Raw genomic sequence first — 21,301 nt, 5'->3', positions numbered from 1 at the left:
ACTTGCATGTATTAGGCACGCCGCCAGCGTTCGTCCTGAGCCAGGATCAAACTCTCCAAAAAGGTTCGTTCGATATAGCTCATTCATTACACTTGGCTGTGTTTTGTTACTACTCGTTGTTCAGTTTTCAAGGAGCTAAGTTAAAGTTACTTGCTTATTCTCACCGTCGCTCTCGCGGCCGGAAGACTAATATAGCACGCTTCGACTTCTTTCGTCAACTGCCAGTTTTTTCATTCCGTTTCGATCCGTGGATCGACCCGAGATGCCTCTCAGTTGCCGTGCCGCCATTCATATGAGAGGCGACAAGAAGATACTTTATCAGCTTCTCCACCAAAAAGCAAATGGAAAGTTCGCCCAGAGGACAGTCCGTCCGAATCTGAATAGATCCGCCTAACCGTATAGCCCATGCGAGAAGTTAAAAAACTAAGGGTACTATCCCGTCTCAAAGCGAGGTGAAGAACATATGCCCAGACGCAGAAGCCGGCAGTACGCTTACCCTGTGCCCCCATCCAGCATAGAGAGCTTCAAAGCCCAGGTGATGCGCAACGAAGGGTACGCCGTGGATCCCAATCAGCCGGAGAATGTAAAATATGAGGTGGCGCGAACCTTAGGCGTCCCGCTCCGCCAGGGGGACAACGGTCATCTGCGCACCGAGGAAGCCGGCCGGATCGGCGGTCAAATCGGCGGTGCCATGGTCAAGGAAATGATCCGGCTGGCTCAGCAAAAGCTTGTTGAACAGCGGAATCCATCCTCCCCAGGCGCATCCCAGCCCCAGCCGCCAGGTCCCAACCGCCGCTAGCAAGATACCTTGATGCCATCCGCACCTGCTAATGCTTCGCAACCCAACAAGACCTCCCCAACTGCGAACTGCACCTCCGATGGTTAGACAATGTCTAAAAATCGAGGCGCAGTTCACCGCTTAGGGGCGGTCTTCTTTTATTTGCTCATCACATGCACGCTTTGGCCTAAGGCACCCTCCGCCGCCTCCATGACCATTTCGCCCAGCGTCGGGTGGGCATGGATGGTAAGGGCTATATCTTCGAGCGTGGCCCCCATCTCGATGGCAAGGCCCATCTCGGCGATGAGGTTCGATGCCTCCGGTCCCACGATGTGGGCGCCCAGAAGAACACCGTCCGCCTTCCTCGCCACCAGCTTCACGAAGCCCTCCGGATTGCCTAGTGACAGAGCCCGGCCATTAGCCGAATACGGGAACCGGCCGGTAACCACATCCAGCCCCTCCGACTTGGCTTCCGTTTCGCTGATGCCGACGCCCGCAATCTCCGGATCGGAGAACACAACGGCCGGAATCGCTTTATAGTCCACCTCGGCAGGATGCCCCGCAATAACCTCCGCTGCAACTTTGCCCTCGTATGAAGCTTTGTGCGCCAGCGCAGGACCGGGCACAATATCTCCGATGGCGTAGACATTGGGCAGATTCGTCTTGCACTGGCGATCCACCTCGATGTAGCCCCGGTCCGTCAGCTTCAATCCGATCTGTTCGAAGCCCATCTCATCCGTATTCGGCTTGCGGCCGACCGTGACCAGGAGATAGTCCGCCGTCACCTGCTTATCCTCTCCGTTGACAATGAACGTAACCGTGACATTCTGATCCGTGGCGCTGGAGGACTTGGCCATGGCCCCCGTGAAGACCGTGACCCCCTGCTTCTCCAGCCGCTTGGCCACCAGGCCCGTCAACTCCTTCTCGAAGCCCGGGAGAATATGATCCGAGCCCTCCAAGACCGTCACCTGAGTGCCGAACTTGGCATAGGTCTGCCCCAGCTCGATCCCGATGTAGCCGCCCCCGATCACGATCATGCTCTTTGGAACCTCCTGCAGATTCAGCGCCTCAGTAGACGAGATGATCCTCCCGCCGTACGGGAAAGGCTTCAGCTCAATGGGCCTAGAGCCAGTGGCGATGATGCAATGATTGAATTTGTACCGGCTGCCTTCATAACCTGTGACGACCCGCACCTCATTCTCACCGGTGAACAAGGCCTCACCGCTAATCAGCGTGATTTTGTTCCCCTTCAGGAGGGAAGCAACGCCTCCGGTCAGTTTTTTGACGACACTAGTCTTCCACTCCTGAACCTTGCCGAAGTCCACCTGGACCCCCTGCGCGGTAATCCCCATGCCGCCTCCATGCTGCATCGCCTCCAGATGGTGGGCCGCCGAGATCAGAGCCTTGGACGGAATACAGCCCCGGTTTAGGCAGACCCCGCCTACCTCCGTCCGGTCCACCACGGTCACGCTTTTGCCCAGCTGCGCCGCGCGGATAGCCGCCACGTAGCCGCCGGGACCCGCCCCGATCACGAGTACATCGATTTCTGTGGAAAATTCACCGACTACCATCCGTTACACCTCCATAACGAGCAGCTCGGGATCCGCCAACAGCTGCTTGATCGTATTGACGGCCATCTGCGCCGTCGCTCCGTCGATCAGCCGATGGTCAAAGCTTAAGGACAAGGCCATCAGACTGCCCACGGTCACCTCGCCGTTCTTCACCACCGGCTTCTCCGAGATCCGCCCCGTTCCGAGAATGGCCACCTCCGGCCAATTGATCACAGGGGTAAAAAACATGCCGCCCGCCGACCCGATGTTCGTAATGGTAAACGTACTGCCCTTCAGCTCATGAGCAGCCAGCTTGCCTTCCCTGGCACGGACGGCCAGATCCTTGATCTCCGCCGCGATGGTCCACATGCTCTTCCGGTCCGCCTGGAAGATCACCGGAACCAGCAAGCCGTTATCCGTGTCCGTGGCGATGCCGACATGATAATCCTTCTTGTATACGATCTCGCCCCGCTCATCATCGATGGAGGCGTTCAGCTCCGGATACATCTTCAGAGCGGCGACGACCGCTTTAATGACAAAAGGCAGATACGTCAGCTTTACGCCGCGCTTCTCGGCCAGAGGCTTTATCTTCTCACGGAAGGCCACCAAGCCGCTGACATCCGCTTCATCCATGACCGTGACGTGCGGCGCGGTGTATACCGACTTCGACATCGCCTGTGCGATCAGCTTGCGCACGCCCTTGAGCGGGACACGTTCCTCTGCTGATTCACCAGCCGCAGCAGGCTTGGGCGCCCCCCCTACTGCTGCAGGTGCTGGAGCCTCTGCCGGCGCAGAAGCCGCAGGAGCTTCGGCTGCAGGTGCCGTTCCCGGCGCGTAGCCCTCCACATCCTCCCGCGTAATCCGCCCGGCCCTGCCGGAACCGGTGACGCGCAGCAGGTTGATGCCCCGTTCCCGCGCCAGCTTTCGAACCGCCGGTGTAGCCAAAATATCGCGGCGTTCCCTTCCGTCCCCGCCGGCCGCCGGGGCTCCAACCGCCTGTTCTCCACCGCCGCCAGGGGCCGGAGCCGCAGGACCGCCTTCAGCCGCTCCTCCGCCTTCAAGGCTCTCCGCTGAATCCGCTCCGTGAGCGGCGCCCTGTGCCGGCACTTCCCCCGCCACCTCGAAGACGGCCACCACATTCCCGACGTGGGCCACCGTGCCCTCCGGCACCTTGACCTCCGTCACCTTGCCTGTAACGGGGGAGGGAACCTCCACCACGGCTTTGTCATTCTGGACCTCCATAATGGTCTGGTCCTCCTGAACCGTATCCCCCGTCTTAATGTGCCACTTGACGATTTCCCCTTCATGCAGGCCTTCACCCAACTCGGGGAACCGGTATTCATACCTGCCCACCGGCAACGCCTCCTTTTTTATCGCTCCAGCACTCTGCGGTTACCCTGCACCACTTAGAAATCCAGCACCTCGTTCATCGCAGCCAGCACCCGCCGCGAATCCGGCAGCCATTGGTCCTCCAGCTGGCCGAAGGCGAAGACCGTATCCGGCGAGGTGACCCGAAGCACGGGAGCGTCCAGGTGCAGAATGGCCTTCTCGTTGATGCGCGCGATAATTTCGGCTGCAGCGCCGGCGGAGCGCTGGGCCTCTTGGACCACGATGGCCCGCCCGGTTTTTTGAACGGAACGGAGGATGGTATCGGTATCCAGCGGCACCAGACTGCGAAGATCGATGACCTCCGCCTTGGCTCCCCGGGACTTCTCCAGCTCCTCCGCCGCCTTCAAGGACGTATGAACCATGGCCCCGTAGGTCAGCACCGTCACGTCCGTCCCCTCGCGGACCACATTGGCTACGCCGATGGGAACCGTATATTCCCCCTCTGGCACCTCGGCCCGGAAGGAACGGTACAGCTTCAGATGCTCCATAAAAAAGACCGGGTCATTGTCCCGGATCGCGCTGATGAGCAGCCCCTTGGCATCGTAGGGGTTAGAGGGGATGACCACCTTCAAGCCGGGAGTCTGCATGAACAGCCCCTCCAGGCTGTCCGTATGCAGCTCCGGTGCCTTCACGCCCCCGCCGAAGGGGCTCCGGAATACGATGGGTGCCTGGTAGCGGCCGCCGGAGCGATACCGCAGACGTGCCGCTTGGGCACAGATCGAGTCCATCGTCTCGAACACGAAGCCGATGAACTGGATTTCGGCGACGGGGCGGAAGCCTTGGGTGCACAAGCCCACCGCCAATCCCCCGATAGCCGATTCCGCCAAGGGGGTATCGAACACCCGCTCTTCCCCGAATTCCTTCTGCAGGCCTTCCGTGGCCCGGAACACGCCGCCGACACGCCCGACGTCCTCGCCGAAGACGAGCACGTTCTCGTCACGGGCCAGCTCCACCCGCATCGCATCGGTGATCGCTTGTATCATAGTCCATTGGGCCATGCTTTCACGTCCTTTCGCATACTCACAAAAATCCGCAGGGCCTACCCCCCTGCGCCCTACTTATCGGGAGTACATCGCCTTCTGCTCCTCCAGCTCGGGGGTCAGCTTCTCGAACATGCTGTCGATCAGCCCCGCCACCGTCATCTTCCCGGCGGACTCCGCCTTCTGGATGGCCTCGGCCACCTCGGATTTGGCCGCCTCCGTCACCTGATTCTCCATCTCCTCGTTCCACAGTCCCTTCTTCCCGAGGAAACGGCGGAACCGCACCAGCGGGTCCTTCTCCTCCCACTCCCCCTGCTCTTCCTTGGTCCGGTACTTGGTCGGATCGTCGCCGGACATGGAATGGGGGCCGAACCGGTAAGTGACGGTTTCGATCAGCGTCGGACCTTGGCCGTTCCGGGCCCGATCCACCGCCTCCGTCGCGGCCTTGTACACGGCCATCACATCCATTCCGTCCACCAGCACGCCGGGGATTCCTGCCGCCACCGCCTTCTGGGCGATGGTCTCCGCCGCCGTCTGAAGGGAGCGCGGGGTCGAGATGGCGAAGTGGTTGTTCTGCACCACGAATACCACGGGAAGCTGGAAGGCCCCCGCCGTGTTCAACCCCTCGTAGAAATCCCCTTGCGAGGACCCGCCGTCTCCCGTATAGGCTACGACGACGTTGCGTTTGCCGCGCTTCTTGAATCCCATCGCGACTCCGGCCGCCTGGACGATCTGAGCTCCGATGATGATCTGCGGCATCAGCACATTTACGCCTTCGGGAATGCGGCCGCCCTCTTGATGGCCTCTCGAATATAGGAAGGCATTCGCGATGGGCAACCCATGCCAATACAGCTGTGGCATGTCCCGGTAGCCGGGACAGACGAAGTCCTCCTTCTCCAGCGGCATAGTTGTCCCGACCATGCTGGCCTCCTGGCCGGATACCGGCGCATAGAAGCCCAGCCTGCCCTGACGGTTCAGACTGATGGCCCGCTGATCCCACACCCGGGTAAACACCATCCGGCGCATCAGCTCTTGAAGCGTTTCCCCGGACATCTCCGGGATTTCCTGCTCAGGCAGAAGCTCCCCTTCCGGTGACAATACCGAGAGGGGCTGCGGCGCCTGTATCCGGACCTCGTAGTACTTTTCCATGATTCACCTGCTCCTCGTCCATCTTGCGGAATGGCCATACGCACAACCATAAAACATGATGCTAGTTTTACCATCAGCCCCCGATTCATACCCGGTGTACGCCAAAAAGCCGCTCCCGCACCTGGTGCGAAAGCAGCTTGTCCGGTCCGGCCATTCCGGCGGCCCGGCTTACCCATTGTATCTTCTTCGAAGCTCCGCCATGACGACGGGAAGCTCCTCCTCGACAGTCCGAAAGTCATCCGGGCCTGCCCGGAGACCGCCGAGCGCCAGCAGCTGTTCCGTCAGGCACTCCGCGAAGCCGGCAGCCGAACGGATACCCGCCAGCTCCTCCAGACTGCCCATGGTTTCGGGGCATACGCCCGGATCGTCCGGATGAGGCTCTCCGCCGGTCGCTTCCTTGTAGAACGACTGCGCCCGTACTCCCCGATCGGAGCCCTTGCCCTCTACGACGATGAAGGCGGAGACCACCACGCCCTTCAGCTGACGGCGCTGGGCGATGCCGCAGAACTTGCGGCCGCCGATGCTCAAGTCGAATTCTCCGGGGCAATAAGCCCCCCGGATCTCGCCCGGCACCGTGCCCTCCGACCACCGGCCGACGGCTGCTGCGATCAAGGAAGCCATCCGGCTGAAGTCCGCGCGGAAATCCGGCCTCCCCGACGGCTCGATCGGATAGAGCAGCGAGAGGTTGACCACCCCTGCATCAAGCGGTACGGCGGCGCCGCCGGAATTCCGGACGGCCACGGATAGGCCTTGTTCGCGCAGCGACCTCATCGCCTGCTCCGCATGCGGAAGCCTCCGGTCCCGAAGCCCCAGCACCATGGCACCGGGATGACGCCAGATATGGGCCGCAGGGGGCAGTCGGCCGCTGCCGATATGCCGGCATACGGCTTCATCCCAAGCGAAGGGGTGAAGCACATCCTCCGGCTGCCGCTTAGGCGGAACCTCCAGGATACGCATTCCTTGGGGCCAAGCTTGTGTCATAAGAGACATGTTGCAACGCTTCCTTTGATCATAGGCATACTGCTGAACGATTATCGATACGTCACGCCGTCCTTCGTGATGACGGCGTGGATCAGCTTGCGCGGCTCCGCCGCTTCCGACTGGATCCGATAAGCCAGACGGACCCGCTCTTGAATCGAATCCAGCTTCGCGTTGTCTTCGGTCGATTTGGCGTACAAGACGGCCAACGGCTCGCCGCGGCGGACCGGATCGCCCACCTTCTTCAGAAGGCGGATGCCGACGGACAGATCGATGACGGATTCCTTCGTCTCCCGCCCGGCCCCCAGCTCCATTGCGGCGACACCGATCTCCTCGGCCGTTATGTGACCGACATAGCCGTCCGCCGCTGCCGGAACCTCCCGCTGACGGGAAGCAGTGGGGAGCAGCTCCGGGTTATCGCCGACGGCAGGGTCTCCGCCTTGAGCGGCTACGAATTCCTTGAACTTTCGGAGCGCGGCGCCGGAGGCGATGGCTTCCTTCAGCTTCTCCTTGGCGGTTGATGCCGTATCTGCGGCTCCGCCCAACACCAGCATATGGGAGCCCAGCTCCAGGCACAGCTCCTCCAGATCCTTCGGTCCGCGTCCCTGCAGCGTCTCGACGGCCAAGCGGACCTCCAAGGCATTGCCCACTGCCGTGCCGAGAGGCTCCTCCATATCCGTGATGACCGCCACGGTCCGGCGCCCGACCTCCGTGCCGATGCTGACCATCGCCTCCGCCAGCCGGACCGAATCCTCCAGCGTCTTCATGAATGCGCCGCTGCCGGTTTTGACGTCTAGAACGATAGCATCGGCGCCAGACGCGATTTTTTTGCTCATAATGGAGCTGGCAATGAGCGGAATGGAATTGACGGTTGCCGTCACATCGCGGAGACCGTACAGCTTCTTGTCTGCCGGCGTTACGTTGCCCGACTGGCTGATGACGGCGACCCCGTGCTCGTTAACCTGACGGATGAACGCGTCGCGGGTCAGCTCCACCGTAAAGCCCGGGATGGCTTCCAGCTTGTCGATGGTACCTCCCGTATGGCCCAAGCCGCGGCCCGACATCTTGGCCACAGGTACTCCCGCAGCGGCCGTCAATGGAGCCAGCACCAGTGTCACCGTATCGCCTACGCCTCCGGTGGAATGCTTGTCAACCTTCACTCCGCGGATGGAGCTCAAGTCCATCTGCTCGCCGGAGGCGGCCATCTCCAGGGTCAGATCTGCGGTTTCCCGCGCGGTCATACCTTGGAAATATACCGCCATGGCCCATGCCGACATCTGATAATCCGGTATGGTGCCTTGGGTGTATCCCTGGATCAGTGCGGAGATTTCCTGACGGGTCAACTCTCCGCCGTCCCTTTTTTTCTGAATCATATCTACGGTCCGCATGGACATCTTCCTCCTCGTGCCGGCTGTTCGAACCTCCTTATTATACCACAACCTTCCCGGGAGACCGACCAAGCCGCTATGCCACCCACAACAAAAAAACAGCGCCCGGACCTTATTGAGTCCGATGCGCTGCAGTGCCGTCAATCTTATTGAACGATCAGCTTGGATACCATGTCCGCGTGGCCGGCACCGCAGGGCAGGGTGCACTGGATGGTGTAGGTTCCCGGCTTGTCGAAGGTGACTTCCTTAGAGGCATTCTGCTTGTCCAGGTCGATATCCACTCCGTTGCCGGAGATCTTGACGGCATGGATGCCTTCCTTGATGCTCAGGCTGACTTTCATTTTCTCTCCGGCCTTGACGGTATATTCCGGCTGGTCGAACTTGAAGTTGGACGCCACCAGCTTCAGAGAGGGCCCGCTGCTGGTTTCCCCGGCATTCTTGTCCGCATTCTCGGATACGGTCATGAATAATGCCACGAACCCGAAGATTCCGGCGGCCATAAACAAGATGAAGTAGGTCCATCTCGACATTTGTAAGTCCCCCTATGCCAATTATAATTAGTTAAGAATCACTCTAATCATTTTACAAAATTCCACGCCGATTTCCTTATGATATTTATGGCGATTATGTGAACGTTTTGTGACGGACAAGCCTAGCAGTCTGTAAAAACCCCCGTTCCCTTCAGCAATAAGGGGAACGAGGGCTGCCGGATGTTAGAGTTGAACGTGCTTCACAAAAGCTTTGACCAAAGCCTGGAATTTGGGTTTGGTCCGATTGGCTACGGCCATGACCTGCTCATGGGTCAAGGGCTCCAGCTCCTCGCCGATGGCCATATCCGTGATGCAGGAGATGCCCAGCACCTTCAAGCCGCCATGCCGCGCCGCAATGACTTCTCCCACCGTCGACATGCCGACTGCATCGCCGCCCAGCTTGGCCAGCATGGTCAGCTCTGCCGGCGTCATATAAGCCGGTCCGCTGATGCCGCAATAGACGCCTTCCTGCAGGGTTAGGCCCGACCCGTCTTCGCCGGTGACGCCGGCCGACAGCTCCCGTGCCAGCGCCCGGTATTCCCGGCTGTAGGCCTCGGACATATCCGGGAAGCGGACGCCCAGCTCCGGATGGTTCGGTCCGATCAGCGGGTTATCGCCCGTCATGTTGATATGGTCGGAGATCAGCATCAGGTCTCCGGCCTGGAATGCCCGGTTCATGCCTCCCGCCGCGTTGGTGATGACCAGGCTCTTGACGCCCAGCTCCCGCATGACGTAGACGGGGAAGACCACCTTTTTCATCGGGTAGCCTTCATAGAAGTGGAAGCGGCCCTGCATGACGATGACGGTCTTGCCCTCCAGTTCGCCGATCACGAAGCGGCCGGCGTGGCCCTCGACTGTCGATACGGGAAAATGGGGCACGTCTTGGTAATCGATGTGGATCGGGTTGTCTACCTGCTCCGCCAGATCGCCCAGCCCTGAGCCCAGAATCAGACCGATCACCGGCTGGCGGCCGGCCAACCGGCTTCTGACCGCCTCTGCCGCCTCGCGGATTTCTTGAAGCACATGCTGCTGTTTCGGGTTCATCTTGTGTTCCTCCTATGGATAACGGCTGCTTCCTCGAGCCGATCTAGTCCTCTAAGCGTCTTACAGCTTCGGGATCATGGCGATGACCAGCTGCAGGAACTTGGCCTTCACCCGCTCCGTCGTCTCCATCACTTCCTCATGGGACAACGGCTGGTCCAGAATCCCCGCCGCCATGTTGCTGATGCACGAGATCCCCAGTACCTCGATGCCCGAGTGGCGTGCGATGATGACCTCCGATACGGTCGACATGCCAACGGCATCGGCCCCCAGCGTGCGCAGCATCCGGATCTCGGCCGGCGTCTCATACGACGGTCCCATCAGTCCCGCATAGACCCCTTCGCGGAACGTGAAGCCTTGTGCGGACGCCACTTCCATTGCCATCTGGCGCAGACGCTTGCTGTAGGCTTCGGACATATCCGGAAAACGGACGCCCAGCTCCTTGTAATTGGGTCCGATCAGCGGGTTGCCGCCGGTCAGGTTCAGATGGTCCCGGATCAGCATCAGATCACCCGGCGCATAAGAGGTGTTCACCCCGCCGGCTGCGTTGGTGACCAGAAGCGTGCGGATCCCCAGAGCCCGCATAACGCGGATCGGGAAAGTGACGGTCAGGCCTTCATAGCCCTCGTACATATGGAAACGGCCCTTCATCATCAGCACCGGGCGGCCGCCGACGGTTCCGATGAGCAGCTCGCCGGCATGACCCTCTACGGTGGATACCGGGAAGTGCGGAATGTCGCCGTAGCTCACCGTCACGGCGTTCTCCATGGAATCGGCCAGCACCCCGAGGCCGGAGCCGAGAATCAATCCCACCTCGGGCTTCAGGGAGGTTAATCCGGCGATATACCGGGCGGCTTCTTCAATTTGGTCCAGAATGGACGGGTGGTTGGACATGGTTGGTAACTCCCTTCGGGGATTAGGATAAGAGCGTCAGCATGCTGGTTCCGTTAGCCATGGGAGGGACGCCGAAATTGTCGGCGATGGTGGCTCCCACGTCCGCAAAGGTGCTGCGGATTCCGACGGATGCCGGAGCCTTCAGCTTCGGGCTGTACATCAATAGCGGCACATATTCGCGGGTATGATCCGTTCCCGGGTGGATGGGATCGTTGCCATGGTCGGCGGTCAGGATCAGCAGATCGTCCGGACCGATGCCGGCCATGATCTCCGGCAGCTTGTGGTCGAATTCCATCAGCGCTCCGGCATAGCCGGGCACGTCCCGGCGGTGTCCGTACAGGGAATCGAAATCCACCAGGTTCGTAAACGCCAATCCGGTGAAGTCCGACTTCATCACCTCGATGGTCCGGTCGATGCCGTCCAGGTTGCTCTTGGTCGGATAGGATTGGGTCACGCCTTCGCCGGAATAGATGTCGTTGATTTTGCCGACGGCGATACACTGAAGGCCGGCGTCGGCCAGACGGTTCATCACCGTCGGCTCCGGCGGCTTCACGGCGTAATCATGCCGGTGAGGCGTACGCTTGAAGGCGCCGGGCTGGCCGACAAATGGCCTTGCTATGACCCGGCCCACCGTAAATTCGGGGCGGAACGTCAGCTCTCGGGCAATCTCGCATGCCCGGTACAGCTCGTCCAAGGGGACGATCTCTTCATGGGCAGCAATCTGGAACACGCTGTCCGCGGAGGTATAGACGATCCACGCCCCCGTCTTCATATGCTCTTCGCCCAGCTCGTCCATGATCTCCGTGCCGGAGGCCGGCTTGTTGCCGATGACCTGGCGTCCGGTCCGGGCGATGAATTCCTCCAGCAGCTCCTTCGGGAAGCCGTCCGGATAAGTCCGGAAAGGCACCGTGATCTTCAGGCCCATGAGCTCCCAATGGCCGGTCATGGTATCCTTGCCTACGGAAACCTCCCCCATCTTGCCGTAATACGCCAGCGGCTTGTCCGCCGGGGGGACCTTGCTCAGCGGGGCGATGCTGCCGAGTCCCAGCTTCTCCAGATTCGGCAGGCGGAAGCCCTCCGTCCGGTCCGAGATATGTCCCAGGGTATGGGAGCCGGCATCCCCGAATTCCGGGGCGTCGGGAAGCTCCCCGATGCCGACGCTGTCTAATACGATCAAGCAGATTCTCTTGAATGCCATGCTTGTCGAGCCTCCTTGTCTAGTTGATCGAGCTGTTCGCGCGGGGATGGCTGCGGGTATAGACCTCCTTCATCCGGGCTGCACCCGAACGGGCGTACTGGATGGTGGAGGTCAGATCCGCATGGCCCAGCATCTCCTGCAGAGCCTTCAAGTCCGCTCCGTTCTCCAGGAGATGGACCGCGAAGGAATGACGGAGCGTATGGGGCGTAATCTCCGTCTCGATTCCGGTATCGGCCGCGTATTTCTTTATGATTTTCCAGAAGCCCTGCCGGGTGAGCCTGCTGCCGAGGTGGTTCGGGAATAAGACCTGCTCCGGTCCGGTCCATTCCGGTCTCGCCTCCTTCAGATACCGTTCCAGCCAGAAGGCGGCCTGCCGGTGCAGCGGAATGAGACGCTCCTTGCCGGACTTGCCGGGGCAGCGAATGAAGCCCATCTCCAGGTACACATGCTCGCGGTCCAGCGAGACCAGCTCCGTCACCCGCATGCCGGTGGCATAGAGCAGCTCCAGCATGGCCTTATCCCGCAGGCCGAAGGCGGAATCCGTCCGCGGCGCACTCAGGAGCTTGTCCGCTTCCTCCACCGTCAGCACCTGGGGCAATCTCCGCTCCGGCTTCGGCGCCTCCAGGCGCAGGGTCGGATCCCGCTCCACCACCCGCTCCTCCAATAGGAATTGGTAGAAGGAGCGGAGGGATACGATCGTCCGGCCGATGGTGGCCGGAGCTCGTCCCAGCCGCCGCAGTGCATGGAGATAGCTCTGGACATGCGTTCGGGAGGATTCCTCCACGGGAATCCCCCTGCCCTCCAGATCCTTCAGATATTGCGTCAGATCCCTTCGGTACGACTGCAGCGTATTCGCGGCCAATCCTCGCTCCTCCGACAACTGGCGAAGATAGCGGGTTAATAGGTCGTTCATTGCCGGTTGCTCCTTATCGTGGGCTTGTACGTAGATAAGCTTCAACAAGCAGGCACGATTTTCCTGCTTGACGGAGCGGCCGGCCGATTATTCTCCGTACCAATAGAACAGCCGCAGCCGCTCGGGCATATTGTCGGCATCCAACGTTCCGCTATCCTGATGGAATACCTTGACCGCACTGCCCGAGGGCTGCTTGTACCGTTGCACCGGCTCCATCCAGAGGGAGAGTACGGACAGAATCTGGTACAGCACGAAGGTCAGCACCACGAATAGCAGGATAAATTTGGCCCGGTCGATCCATTTGCGCAGCGATAAGATCATGACGGTTTCACCTCTTACCGTAAGCGTATGAAGGTTCCTCCCGGCGTATGCCTTGTCCGGGCACAGCGGAAGTCACAGCAAGGATTCTGCTCCGTCGATATATACTTCGGTTCCCGTGATATGGGAGGAATCATCGGAGGCCAGGAAAAGCACCAGCTCCGCCACCTGCTCCGGTTTTCCCGCCTTGCCCTCCAGGGGCTGGTTCCCCTCCGGATACTGGATGGGGATGCGGATGTCCTTCACATCGGGCATCTCCTGGCTGTTCTCGCCGATATTGGTCTCGATGGCCCCCGGACAGATGGCATTGACCCGGATCTTGTACGTGGCGAGCTCCAGGGCGGCCATCTTCATCAGCGCCGTCTGCCCTGCCTTGGATACGCTGTAAGCGGACATGCCGAAGTTCTTGAAGATCCGGTTTCCGTTGATGGAGCTCGTGATGATGATGCTCCCTCCGTTCTCCTTCATATAAGGGATGGCGTACTTCACGGTCAGGAAGGTCCCCCGCAGGTTCACGGCAAGCGTGGTATCCCAATCCTCGGGCTTCATGGTTTCCAGAGGAGCGATCACCCCGTTCACTCCCGCATTGGCGAAGACCACGTCCAGCCTCCCCCATTCCTTCATCGTGCGCTCCAGGGCCGCTTCCATGCGGCCTGCATCGGAGACGTCCACGTCAGCCACCAATGCCAACCCGCCTTCTTCCTCGATCTGACGCTTCACCTCTTCCGTCCGCCGGTCCTTTAGATCGGCGATGCACACCCTTGCCCCCTCCCGGGCCAACCTTAGGGCTGCAGCTCTCCCGATGCCGGAGCCTCCTCCCGTCACCAATGCGACCCGGTCCAGCAGCTTGCCGCTTGCGGCTGCCGTTTTCTCCTGCGCCCAATGGACTGCCATCACGATTCCCCCATTCACCATCTGCATTCTGCATGATTCATCCAGTCGCTCATAGTGTCTCTAGCAGCCGCAAAAGTATGTGCCGCGACCCGTTCTCCCGCACCCCTTGCCCATCTCCCGACATACAATGTTGCATCACTCCAATCCAAAACTTCTTCACGGGGAGAGCATGCCACTATGAGCGCATTGAAGCAAGTGTTGAGCGATCTGCTGGGAGGCGGAACAGGCGGCAACCGGGTGGACCGGGTGGGCAAGAGCAAGGGGAAACGCCCGCCGGCCGCTTCAACCGTCCGGAAGATCATCATTCTGAAGAACGCCCATTGCTACAGGCATTGTCTGAAGCAGCTGGAGGCTTTGGGTGTCAAGCCCGAGAAGAAGGTATCCGGCGTCCATGCCGTGGTCTGCCGCTTTCCGGCCCAGGCCGACTTCAAGGCCTTGGAGAGCCATGCCATGGTCAAACGGGTGGAGAACGACCACACCTTCTCCATCCACGTCCTCCCCAGCCGCCGGCAGGTTTCGGTATCGGCTCCCTGCGCCTCGGTCAAGAAACCGCAGATCGTCCCCTGGGGGGTAGGCCGGATCGGTGCGCCCGGCATCTGGAGCAAGCTCCAGGGAGGCGCCATCCGGGTGGCGGTTCTGGATACGGGTGTAAGCGGCACTCATCCGGACCTGAAGGTGGTCAAGGTCTACAATACCATCGCCGGCAAGCCGTCCTACGACCAGAACGGACACGGTACGCATGTGGCCGGAACCATCGCCGCCCTGAAGAACAAGTTCGGCGTTGTCGGCGTCGCCCCCCGGGTCCGGATCTATGCGGTCAAAGCCTTCGACAAGTCGGGCAACGGGTTCACCTCGGATATCGTCCAAGGCTTGGCGTGGTGCATCAAGAACAAGATGCACGTGATCAACATGAGCTTCGGCATGGAGGAGGACAGCGCGACCGTGGCGGAGCAGATCAAGCGGGCACACGCCAAGGGCATCGTCTTGGTGGCGTCCGCCGGAAACAACGGCACCGGCTCCGGCACCATTGATTTCCCGGCCCGGATGGAGGAGGTCATCGCCGTTGCGGCCTCCACTCCGGATGACGGGGTGGCGGACTTCAGCAGCCGGGGAACCGGCATCTCCGTCACCGCTCCCGGAGAAGGGATCTGCTCCACCATCCCGGGCAAGAGCTACACCCAGATGGACGGCACCTCCATGGCGGCTCCCCATGTGTCGGGCGCAGCTGCGCTGCTTCTGGCCAAGCGGCGGACCCTGACGCCGGACCGGATCCGCCAGCTGCTGCAGACGACGGCGACCCTGCTTCCCGGCGATACGGCGAATGATCAAGGCGCCGGCTTGATCCAAGCCAAGGAAGCGTTCGACCAGGCGTAAGCCGCCGCCGTATAAGACGCATCACCCACGGGACAGCCCGGACCTCCTCCGGCGGAAAATCAAAAAAACCCTTAAGCGCCGGACTTCGTCCGAGCTTAAGGGTTTATGCTTGTCGCAGTTATTTGGCCGGCTTCTTGCCGGTCTTGGCCTTGTCCTTGCAGCGGTGGCAGATGCCCTGGAAGTCCAGCCGGTGGTCGATAACCGAGAACTGGAATTCCCGCTCCAGACGCTCCTCGAGAGGAAGCAGCCAATCCTCGAGAATCTCGTCCACAGAGCCGCATTGGACGCAGATCAAGTGATGGTGGTGATGATGGGTGCTGTCGTTGCGCAGATCGTAGCGGGCGACTCCGTCGCCGAAATTCATCTTCTCCACGACATGAAGCTCGGACAGAAGCTCCAAAGTGCGATATACAGTGGCAAGCCCGATTTCCGGGAATTTATCCTTAACCAGCATGAACACCTCTTCGGCGCTCAGATGGTCTTCTTCATTCTCGAGCAAGACTCGCACCGTTGCTTCACGTTGGGGTGTCAGCTTGAAAGCTTGCGCCTGCAGCTGTTGTTTAATTTTTTCAATGCGCGCTTCCATGGTTCCCCTCCTACTGCATCACGGCTGACGCCTCGACACTCTCCCTTCATTATAGGGCGGTAGGTGAAATAAAGTCAAACACTTTCATAGGAGGGACTGCTAGAGTGAGAGGAGCATGGGGGTCACCCATTTCATTACCACCGGTGACAAAAATCCTTCGTACAAAGCCGCTCCGGTCAGCAGCACTGTCATCATAAGCGCGATGCCCGTGTAGGACCCAAAGGCCGGAAGCAGCTGTCCCTGCTTGCCCACCACCCGGTTCCGAACCAGCTGGACGGAGAACGAGGCGGCGGCGGCGCTTGTAATGACGAGGGCCGGAATGACGATCAGGTTCTGGGGAACGACGGAGGTCAGGGCGAACAGCATCCCCTTCCAGGAATATTGGCCGATCATATAGCCCACGGAGAACCCGACCAGCACACCCTTCAAAAAATCCAGCGCGAACACCAGCGGAAGTCCGATGACGGACAAGCCCAATACCCAGATCAGGACCACCCACTTCAGGTGCATCACAAGCGACTGCTGGAACGAGGCGGAGGTATCGAACCCTCCTCCCTCATTCACGGTCTGGATGAAGAAGTGAAGATGGCGGGCCAGCTCCTGCTTCTGCTCCAGGGTCAATGCACCGACCATGACGGCGCCAAAGACGATCCCCACGGCAAACAACACGAATACGAACAGATAGAACGGCAGGTGCTCCTTTTGGAGCATCCGAGCCGGCAGTTGGGATGTGGTCATGGTGATCCGTTTCCTCCTTGTACAAGCCGCATAGTTCAATCTATGAGCTCAGGAGAGAAACTATGTCACCGGCGCTCCCTCCACTATCGTCCCCAGGGAGCGATTCAGGTACGGCTGACCTTGCCGTAAGTGCCGCCGCCGCCCGTGGACAGCTTCAAGGTGCCAACTCTAGCCTGGAGGATCATGCCTGCGATGGCAGGTCCCGCCGCATCCGTCAGCTCCTCTGCGGGAGCATGGTGCAGAATGGACATTTCGGTACCGAACCGAGCCAGCAGCTTGTTCATTAGCTTCGGTCCCAGGCCAGGGAGAAATTCCAGCGGCACCTGATAATGATACGGGGGCCGATGCGGTGCCACAACAGGCTCCTCGCGGTCCGCGATGTCCAGAATCCGGTCCATAACGCCCCGGACGATGCTCGGCGCTCCGCAGTAGATACATCGCTCCGTCACCGCCGCTTCTGCCTCATCCAGAATGGATTGGCATTGGGAGCAATAGGTCCGGTGGTACTTGCCCAGCCGGGGGTTCAAGCCGTAATTGGCCGTCAGCCGGCGCCCCTCTTGGCGAAGCAGGGCCATGGACAGCTCCCGGAAGGTCGGCTCCTTCATGGCGAAGGTGTTGTATTCGCGCCCGATCTTGCCCAATGAGTGAGCGTCGGAATCGGTGACGAAGGTCAGAGCGTCCAGCTCCGACAGATGGGAGGCCATCTCCGTGTCCGAGCTCAGGCCCAGCTCCACGGCCGCCAGCCGCTGCAGATCCAGCACGTCGCCCATCCGGTCCGCGCAGCTCCCGTAGATGCTCTTGTAGGGAGTGAAAATATGGGCGGGTATCAGAAGTCCTCCCCGTCCGCATACCTCGTCCTGCAGCTCACGGGCCGTCACGTAAATCCGCTGGGACGACAGCTCCACATTCTTCATATAACGGGACATCCAGGAACTGAAGGATTTCATGGCGGCCAGGTCCGGCAGATACGCCAGAAGATGGGCCGGACCCCTGCCGGGGTCCTTCACCTCGATCTCGGAGCCCAGGATGATCGTCGTCTGTCCGTAACGGATGCCGCCGCCCGGGAGCTCCTCCATCTCGCCGCGGCTGAGATACTCCTCGATCTCCTCCTGCACCGGCGGCGAGTGGCAGTCAATGATACCCACCACTTCAATGCCCTTGCGGTCCGAGGACTCCCGGGCAATGTTGTAGAAGGTCAGGTCCTTCGCCCCGCTGATCTTCACCGGCTTGCCTTTCTCCGTCCGTCCGATATGGATATGGAGATCCGCGTAATATTCGTTCAGCCCGTCCATTCGGTCAGATCTTCCCTGTCAGCCGGTACAGCTTCCAGGCGTAAACGGCAAGAATCGTCTTGGCGTCGCTGATCTTCCCCTCAGCCATACAGGCCTCGGCCTCCTCCAGGGTCAACGCCATACAGTCCAGGAACTCGTCCTCGTCCGGCTTCGGCTCCCCCTTCACCAGGTCTTCGGCCAGATATACGTGCAGGAGCTCATCGGCAAATCCCGGAGAAGAATAGAACGAGCTGATAGGGCGCAGGGATCCCGCCTTGTAGCCTGTCTCTTCCTCCAGCTCTCTCCTGGCGGCGTCCATAGGGTCCTCCCCCGGATCCAGCTTGCCGGCGGGAATCTCGATCAGACTCTTCTCCATCGGCTTCCGGAACTGCTCCACCATGAGCATCTTACCGTCGACCAGAGCCATGACGGCTACGGCGCCGGGATGCCGGACGATCTCCCGTTTGGCGTTCTCCCCATTCGGCAGCCGGACCTCGTCCACCTGCAGGGAAATGATCTTGCCTTTGAAGATGGAGGTGGTGCTCAGGGTCACCTCTTCGTATTTTTGCATCGAATCGCGGGTCATGGTTATGAATGCTCCCTTCCGTATTCTCCCCGGCTTGGCATAACTTGTCCTGCCGGAGCATATGCATGCATTATACCATGTCAGGAACCGGAAAGAGGAATCGTCCATGAAAACCTACCATACGAGCACCGGCCTTCGTCTCGTCGGCAAAGCCTATGAGGTGCGCTGGCAGCTCCAACGGCTTCTGGAAACCGCCCGTCACCCCCACGCTCCATTGTCCGAAAGATTGGCGGATTGGGCTCCTGCCGACCGCCGCCTAAGCCGTCCGTCCGCCATCATCCTTCCGTTCCCCGCCGGAGGCAGAAGCAGGGAATCGGCCATCCGATAAGGGAGAGGTTTCATCGGATTCATAGGAGACGGCATGCGTATGCCGTCTTTTCGTGTTACACTCAAGGCGGAAGATTGACGATTCCAGGAAATGGAGTGTGCGCGGAAACGATGGAACCTTTGAAACAGATGTACACCCGGGAGCTCCTCGAGGGCTTCGCGGCGGAAGTAAAAGCCGTCTACCCTCCGTTCGAGAGCGGTCGCTTTCTGGAGCTTGTCTTCGATCGGGAATGGAGCAACCGGGAGCTGAAGGACCGGTACCGGCACATCTCGGCGACGCTAAGGCAGACGCTTCCCCCGGATTACCGGGAGGCCTTGGGCATCCTGGAACAGCTGGCGGATACGGGCCGGTTCAAGGGGTTCCCGTATATCTTCTTCCCGGATTTCGTCCAGACGTTCGGTTTGGAAGACTGGGAGGCATCGGTGCCCGCACTCCGGAGGTTCACCTCTCTGAACTCGTCCGAGTTCGCCGTCCGGCCGTATATCGAACAGGATCCGGAACGGATGCTCGGGATCCTGCTGGAATGGGCCTCCGATCCGGACGAGCATGTCCGCCGTCTGGCCAGCGAAGGCTGCCGGCCGCGCCTCCCCTGGGCGCCTCCGCTGCGCCGGCTTATCGCCGACCCGGCTCCGGTCCTGCCCATTCTCGAGCGGCTGAAGGCGGACAGCTCCGAATATGTGCGGCGCAGCGTGGCCAACAACCTGAACGACATCTCCAAGGATCATCCGGAGCTGGTGCTGGGGCTGGCCGCAGATTGGATCGGCCGGGATCCGTGCACGGACCGTATTCTGAAGCACGCCTGCCGCACGCTTCTGAAGAAGGGCCATCCGGAGGCCCTGCGCTTGTTCGGCTTCGCGGACGAAGACGGGCCCGGGGCGGAAGCCGTGGCCGTGAAGGAGCTGGAGCTTACACCGCAGGTTCTCCGCATCGGCGAAGAGCTGATCTTCTGTTTCCGGATCTCTGCCCCGGAGGCCGCCTCCTTCCGGCTGCAATTCGCCGTGGACTATCGCAAGGCCAACGGCGGCACCTCCGCCAAACGATTCCACATCGGCGAGAAGCGGGGCTTCCAGGGTGAAGAGCAGATCACCCGCCGCTTGAGCTTCAAGGACCTGAGCACCCGCAAGCATTATCCCGGCGAGCACCGCCTCACCATCCTGGTGAACGGCATTGCCGCTGCATCGGAGATGTTCACGCTGCTGGATACGTGACGCAGCATCCCAGGAACAAACAAGCCGGCCCCCATCGGGAGCCGGCTCTTATGACGTTCTTATTTCTTCGCTTGCCCAGTCAGCTTGGCGATCTCCACGACGACTTCGGCCACCTTGACCAAGTCGCGGATGGCGATGTGCTCGCTGGTGCTGTGGATGGCTTGGTAGCCGACGGACAGGTTCACGGTCGGGATCCCCTGGCTGTTGAACAGGTTGGCATCGCTGCCGCCGCCGGAATGGAACAGCTTGGGCGTCAGGCCCAGATTGCTGATGGCGTCCATGGCCAGCTTCACGTGCGGCGCCGACTCGTCGTACTTGTAGCCCGGGTAGGCCAGCTCCCAGCGGAAGTCGAACGTGGCGCCCATCTCTTCGCATACGGCTTGGCAGGCCGCCTTCATGGATTCCACTTGGGCCTCCAGCTTCTCCCGGACCAGGCTTCTTGCCTCGCCGATCAGCTGCACCTTCTCGGCGACGATATTGGTCTCGCCCTTGGCGAAGAAGGTGCCGAAGTTGGCGGTGGTCTCCTTGTCTATGCGGCCCAGCTTCATGCGGGCTACTGCCTTGGCGGCCACCGTAATGGCGCTGACACCTGCTTCCGGATTCACGCCGGCATGAGCCGTCTTCCCGGTAAAGTCGATGTAGAGCTTGGACTGGAACGGCGCGGCCACCGCGATGCCTCCGACGTCTCCGTTAGAGTCGATGGCGTAGCCGTAATCCGCTTTCACCCATCCGGCGTTCATGGCGCGAGAGCCCAGCAGTGTGGACTCTTCTCCGGCGGTGATGACGAACTTGATGACGCCGTGGGGGATCCCGTCCTCCTTCAGAACGCGGACCAGCTCCAGCATAGCCGCAATCCCGGCCTTATCGTCGGAGCCCAAAATCGTCGTCCCGTCACTGCGGATGACGCCGTCCTCTCCGATCTGGGGCTTGATGCCCTTGCCCGGCACCACCGTATCCATATGGCAGGTAAAATAAATCGTCGGCGCCCCTTCACCCCCGGCCGATGCCGGCAGCGTAAACATCAGATTGTTGGCTTGGCAGCCGGAGCGCGACATGGAGTCGTCCTCTTCGACGGACAGCTCCAGCGCCCCGAACTTCGTCTTCAACACCTTGGCGATTTCCGCCTCGAACTTGGACTCGCTGTCTACCTGGACCAGCTCCAAGAACTCTTCGACCAGTCTTTGCTGGTTGACCATACCCGTTTCCTCCC

At 60.5% G+C, this 21,301-nt stretch carries 22 protein-coding genes and 1 rRNA gene; 4 read left to right on the top strand and 19 right to left on the bottom strand.

Going from position 1 to position 21,301, the window contains the following annotated elements; all coding sequences use genetic code 11:
* Nucleotides 1-62: ribosomal RNA gene (locus tag ACSEXW_RS24715) — 16S ribosomal RNA — on the bottom strand; the annotation flags it as partial.
* A gap of 401 nt (nucleotides 63-463) precedes the next feature.
* Between ACSEXW_RS24715 and ACSEXW_RS24710 the strand changes: the two genes are divergently transcribed.
* Entirely contained in the window at nucleotides 464-799 is a 336-nt protein-coding gene (locus tag ACSEXW_RS24710; protein WP_438448859.1) for an alpha/beta-type small acid-soluble spore protein, read from the top strand.
* Nucleotides 800-936: 137 nt separating this feature from the next.
* Here ACSEXW_RS24710 and lpdA read toward each other — a convergent pair whose 3' ends face one another.
* The 13 genes from lpdA to ACSEXW_RS24645 form a co-directional block, all read right to left on the bottom strand.
* Nucleotides 937-2,349, bottom strand: coding sequence for a dihydrolipoyl dehydrogenase (lpdA, locus tag ACSEXW_RS24705; RefSeq protein WP_438448858.1), 1,413 nt, complete (start codon nucleotides 2,347-2,349; stop codon nucleotides 937-939).
* Between the two features lie 3 nt (nucleotides 2,350-2,352).
* Complete coding sequence (locus tag ACSEXW_RS24700; RefSeq protein ID WP_438448857.1) at nucleotides 2,353-3,681, bottom strand: dihydrolipoamide acetyltransferase family protein; 1,329 nt, start codon at nucleotides 3,679-3,681, stop codon at nucleotides 2,353-2,355.
* Nucleotides 3,682-3,734: 53 nt separating this feature from the next.
* Nucleotides 3,735-4,715 carry an alpha-ketoacid dehydrogenase subunit beta gene (locus ACSEXW_RS24695; protein WP_438448856.1) on the bottom strand — a complete coding sequence of 327 codons (981 nt, stop codon included), beginning with the start codon at nucleotides 4,713-4,715 and terminating at the stop codon, nucleotides 3,735-3,737.
* 60 nt (nucleotides 4,716-4,775) lie between these two features.
* On the bottom strand, nucleotides 4,776-5,846 hold the full coding sequence (pdhA, locus tag ACSEXW_RS24690) for a pyruvate dehydrogenase (acetyl-transferring) E1 component subunit alpha (protein WP_438448855.1): 1,071 nt from the start codon (nucleotides 5,844-5,846) through the stop codon (nucleotides 4,776-4,778).
* Nucleotides 5,847-6,014: 168 nt separating this feature from the next.
* On the bottom strand, nucleotides 6,015-6,836 hold the full coding sequence (locus tag ACSEXW_RS24685; RefSeq protein WP_438448854.1) for a lipoate--protein ligase family protein: 822 nt from the start codon (nucleotides 6,834-6,836) through the stop codon (nucleotides 6,015-6,017).
* A 41-nt stretch (nucleotides 6,837-6,877) separates the two neighbouring features.
* Nucleotides 6,878-8,212, bottom strand: a complete 1,335-nt coding sequence (locus tag ACSEXW_RS24680; protein ID WP_438448853.1) for a pyrimidine-nucleoside phosphorylase — start codon at nucleotides 8,210-8,212, stop codon at nucleotides 6,878-6,880.
* Between the two features lie 146 nt (nucleotides 8,213-8,358).
* Entirely contained in the window at nucleotides 8,359-8,742 is a 384-nt protein-coding gene (locus tag ACSEXW_RS24675; protein WP_438448852.1) for a plastocyanin/azurin family copper-binding protein, read from the bottom strand.
* 183 nt (nucleotides 8,743-8,925) lie between these two features.
* Nucleotides 8,926-9,786: a purine-nucleoside phosphorylase gene (locus ACSEXW_RS24670; RefSeq protein ID WP_438448851.1), complete on the bottom strand. Its 861-nt coding sequence runs from the start codon at nucleotides 9,784-9,786 to the stop codon at nucleotides 8,926-8,928.
* A 60-nt stretch (nucleotides 9,787-9,846) separates the two neighbouring features.
* The gene (locus tag ACSEXW_RS24665) at nucleotides 9,847-10,677 is read right to left on the bottom strand and encodes a purine-nucleoside phosphorylase (protein WP_438448850.1); all 831 of its coding nucleotides are present in this window, start codon (nucleotides 10,675-10,677) and stop codon (nucleotides 9,847-9,849) included.
* A gap of 22 nt (nucleotides 10,678-10,699) precedes the next feature.
* Entirely contained in the window at nucleotides 10,700-11,875 is a 1,176-nt protein-coding gene (gene deoB / locus ACSEXW_RS24660) for a phosphopentomutase (protein ID WP_438448849.1), read from the bottom strand.
* Nucleotides 11,876-11,894: 19 nt separating this feature from the next.
* Complete coding sequence (gene xerD / locus ACSEXW_RS24655) at nucleotides 11,895-12,788, bottom strand: site-specific tyrosine recombinase XerD (protein WP_438448848.1); 894 nt, start codon at nucleotides 12,786-12,788, stop codon at nucleotides 11,895-11,897.
* 87 nt (nucleotides 12,789-12,875) lie between these two features.
* Nucleotides 12,876-13,109: a DUF4227 family protein gene (locus tag ACSEXW_RS24650; protein ID WP_438448847.1), complete on the bottom strand. Its 234-nt coding sequence runs from the start codon at nucleotides 13,107-13,109 to the stop codon at nucleotides 12,876-12,878.
* A 72-nt stretch (nucleotides 13,110-13,181) separates the two neighbouring features.
* Nucleotides 13,182-14,000, bottom strand: a complete 819-nt coding sequence (locus tag ACSEXW_RS24645; protein ID WP_438448864.1) for an SDR family oxidoreductase — start codon at nucleotides 13,998-14,000, stop codon at nucleotides 13,182-13,184.
* A gap of 177 nt (nucleotides 14,001-14,177) precedes the next feature.
* Here ACSEXW_RS24645 and ACSEXW_RS24640 point away from each other — a divergent pair, with 177 nt between their 5' ends.
* The gene (locus ACSEXW_RS24640) at nucleotides 14,178-15,374 is read left to right on the top strand and encodes a S8 family peptidase (RefSeq protein WP_438448846.1); all 1,197 of its coding nucleotides are present in this window, start codon (nucleotides 14,178-14,180) and stop codon (nucleotides 15,372-15,374) included.
* A gap of 118 nt (nucleotides 15,375-15,492) precedes the next feature.
* Here the strand turns inward: ACSEXW_RS24640 and fur are convergent, their stop codons facing one another.
* The 4 genes from fur to ACSEXW_RS24620 all read right to left on the bottom strand — a co-directional run bounded on the left by fur (nucleotide 15,493) and on the right by ACSEXW_RS24620 (nucleotide 18,555).
* On the bottom strand, nucleotides 15,493-15,960 hold the full coding sequence (gene fur / locus ACSEXW_RS24635; RefSeq protein WP_438448845.1) for a ferric iron uptake transcriptional regulator: 468 nt from the start codon (nucleotides 15,958-15,960) through the stop codon (nucleotides 15,493-15,495).
* A 99-nt stretch (nucleotides 15,961-16,059) separates the two neighbouring features.
* Nucleotides 16,060-16,698, bottom strand: a complete 639-nt coding sequence (spoIIM, locus tag ACSEXW_RS24630; RefSeq protein ID WP_438448844.1) for a stage II sporulation protein M — start codon at nucleotides 16,696-16,698, stop codon at nucleotides 16,060-16,062.
* Between the two features lie 104 nt (nucleotides 16,699-16,802).
* Nucleotides 16,803-17,990, bottom strand: a complete 1,188-nt coding sequence (locus ACSEXW_RS24625) for an endonuclease Q family protein (RefSeq protein ID WP_438448843.1) — start codon at nucleotides 17,988-17,990, stop codon at nucleotides 16,803-16,805.
* A gap of 4 nt (nucleotides 17,991-17,994) precedes the next feature.
* Nucleotides 17,995-18,555 carry an NUDIX hydrolase gene (locus ACSEXW_RS24620; RefSeq protein ID WP_438448842.1) on the bottom strand — a complete coding sequence of 187 codons (561 nt, stop codon included), beginning with the start codon at nucleotides 18,553-18,555 and terminating at the stop codon, nucleotides 17,995-17,997.
* Nucleotides 18,556-18,661: 106 nt separating this feature from the next.
* Between ACSEXW_RS24620 and ACSEXW_RS24615 the strand changes: the two genes are divergently transcribed.
* Together ACSEXW_RS24615 and ACSEXW_RS24610 are read left to right on the top strand one after the other, a co-directional pair.
* Nucleotides 18,662-18,883, top strand: coding sequence for a hypothetical protein (locus tag ACSEXW_RS24615; RefSeq protein WP_438448841.1), 222 nt, complete (start codon nucleotides 18,662-18,664; stop codon nucleotides 18,881-18,883).
* Nucleotides 18,884-18,993: 110 nt separating this feature from the next.
* Complete coding sequence (locus tag ACSEXW_RS24610; RefSeq protein ID WP_438448840.1) at nucleotides 18,994-20,091, top strand: DNA alkylation repair protein; 1,098 nt, start codon at nucleotides 18,994-18,996, stop codon at nucleotides 20,089-20,091.
* Between the two features lie 59 nt (nucleotides 20,092-20,150).
* Here the strand turns inward: ACSEXW_RS24610 and ACSEXW_RS24605 are convergent, their stop codons facing one another.
* Nucleotides 20,151-21,287 carry a M20/M25/M40 family metallo-hydrolase gene (locus ACSEXW_RS24605; protein ID WP_438448839.1) on the bottom strand — a complete coding sequence of 379 codons (1,137 nt, stop codon included), beginning with the start codon at nucleotides 21,285-21,287 and terminating at the stop codon, nucleotides 20,151-20,153.
* Between the last annotated feature and the right edge of the window lie 14 nt (nucleotides 21,288-21,301).

Origin of the sequence: Oryzibacillus soli, assembly GCF_051594765.1 — a bacterium.
Taxonomy (GTDB): Bacteria; Bacillota; Bacilli; order Paenibacillales; family NBRC-103111; genus Paenibacillus_AR.
Note: the sequence above shows the minus strand (reverse complement) of the source record. Positions and strands in the feature narration are given on the sequence as shown.

What these genes read in the sequence shown, in the direction of transcription:
- ACSEXW_RS24650 (WP_438448847.1), bottom strand. Translation starts at nt 13,109, where the DNA reads ATGATCTTATCGCTGCGCAAATGGATCGACCGGGCCAAATTTATCCTG.
- ACSEXW_RS24615 (WP_438448841.1), top strand. Translation starts at nt 18,662, where the DNA reads ATGAAAACCTACCATACGAGCACCGGCCTTCGTCTCGTCGGCAAAGCC.
- ACSEXW_RS24710 (WP_438448859.1), top strand. Translation starts at nt 464, where the DNA reads ATGCCCAGACGCAGAAGCCGGCAGTACGCTTACCCTGTGCCCCCATCC.
- ACSEXW_RS24620 (WP_438448842.1), bottom strand. Translation starts at nt 18,555, where the DNA reads ATGACCCGCGATTCGATGCAAAAATACGAAGAGGTGACCCTGAGCACC.
- ACSEXW_RS24685 (WP_438448854.1), bottom strand. Translation starts at nt 6,836, where the DNA reads ATGTCTCTTATGACACAAGCTTGGCCCCAAGGAATGCGTATCCTGGAG.
- xerD (WP_438448848.1), bottom strand. Translation starts at nt 12,788, where the DNA reads ATGAACGACCTATTAACCCGCTATCTTCGCCAGTTGTCGGAGGAGCGA.
- ACSEXW_RS24670 (WP_438448851.1), bottom strand. Translation starts at nt 9,786, where the DNA reads ATGAACCCGAAACAGCAGCATGTGCTTCAAGAAATCCGCGAGGCGGCA.
- ACSEXW_RS24680 (WP_438448853.1), bottom strand. Translation starts at nt 8,212, where the DNA reads ATGCGGACCGTAGATATGATTCAGAAAAAAAGGGACGGCGGAGAGTTG.
- ACSEXW_RS24695 (WP_438448856.1), bottom strand. Translation starts at nt 4,715, where the DNA reads ATGGCCCAATGGACTATGATACAAGCGATCACCGATGCGATGCGGGTG.
- lpdA (WP_438448858.1), bottom strand. Translation starts at nt 2,349, where the DNA reads ATGGTAGTCGGTGAATTTTCCACAGAAATCGATGTACTCGTGATCGGG.
- ACSEXW_RS24640 (WP_438448846.1), top strand. Translation starts at nt 14,178, where the DNA reads ATGAGCGCATTGAAGCAAGTGTTGAGCGATCTGCTGGGAGGCGGAACA.
- deoB (WP_438448849.1), bottom strand. Translation starts at nt 11,875, where the DNA reads ATGGCATTCAAGAGAATCTGCTTGATCGTATTAGACAGCGTCGGCATC.
- fur (WP_438448845.1), bottom strand. Translation starts at nt 15,960, where the DNA reads ATGGAAGCGCGCATTGAAAAAATTAAACAACAGCTGCAGGCGCAAGCT.
- ACSEXW_RS24665 (WP_438448850.1), bottom strand. Translation starts at nt 10,677, where the DNA reads ATGTCCAACCACCCGTCCATTCTGGACCAAATTGAAGAAGCCGCCCGG.
- ACSEXW_RS24675 (WP_438448852.1), bottom strand. Translation starts at nt 8,742, where the DNA reads ATGTCGAGATGGACCTACTTCATCTTGTTTATGGCCGCCGGAATCTTC.
- pdhA (WP_438448855.1), bottom strand. Translation starts at nt 5,846, where the DNA reads ATGGAAAAGTACTACGAGGTCCGGATACAGGCGCCGCAGCCCCTCTCG.
- ACSEXW_RS24645 (WP_438448864.1), bottom strand. Translation starts at nt 14,000, where the DNA reads ATGGCAGTCCATTGGGCGCAGGAGAAAACGGCAGCCGCAAGCGGCAAG.
- spoIIM (WP_438448844.1), bottom strand. Translation starts at nt 16,698, where the DNA reads ATGACCACATCCCAACTGCCGGCTCGGATGCTCCAAAAGGAGCACCTG.
- ACSEXW_RS24625 (WP_438448843.1), bottom strand. Translation starts at nt 17,990, where the DNA reads ATGGACGGGCTGAACGAATATTACGCGGATCTCCATATCCATATCGGA.
- ACSEXW_RS24610 (WP_438448840.1), top strand. Translation starts at nt 18,994, where the DNA reads ATGGAACCTTTGAAACAGATGTACACCCGGGAGCTCCTCGAGGGCTTC.
- ACSEXW_RS24605 (WP_438448839.1), bottom strand. Translation starts at nt 21,287, where the DNA reads ATGGTCAACCAGCAAAGACTGGTCGAAGAGTTCTTGGAGCTGGTCCAG.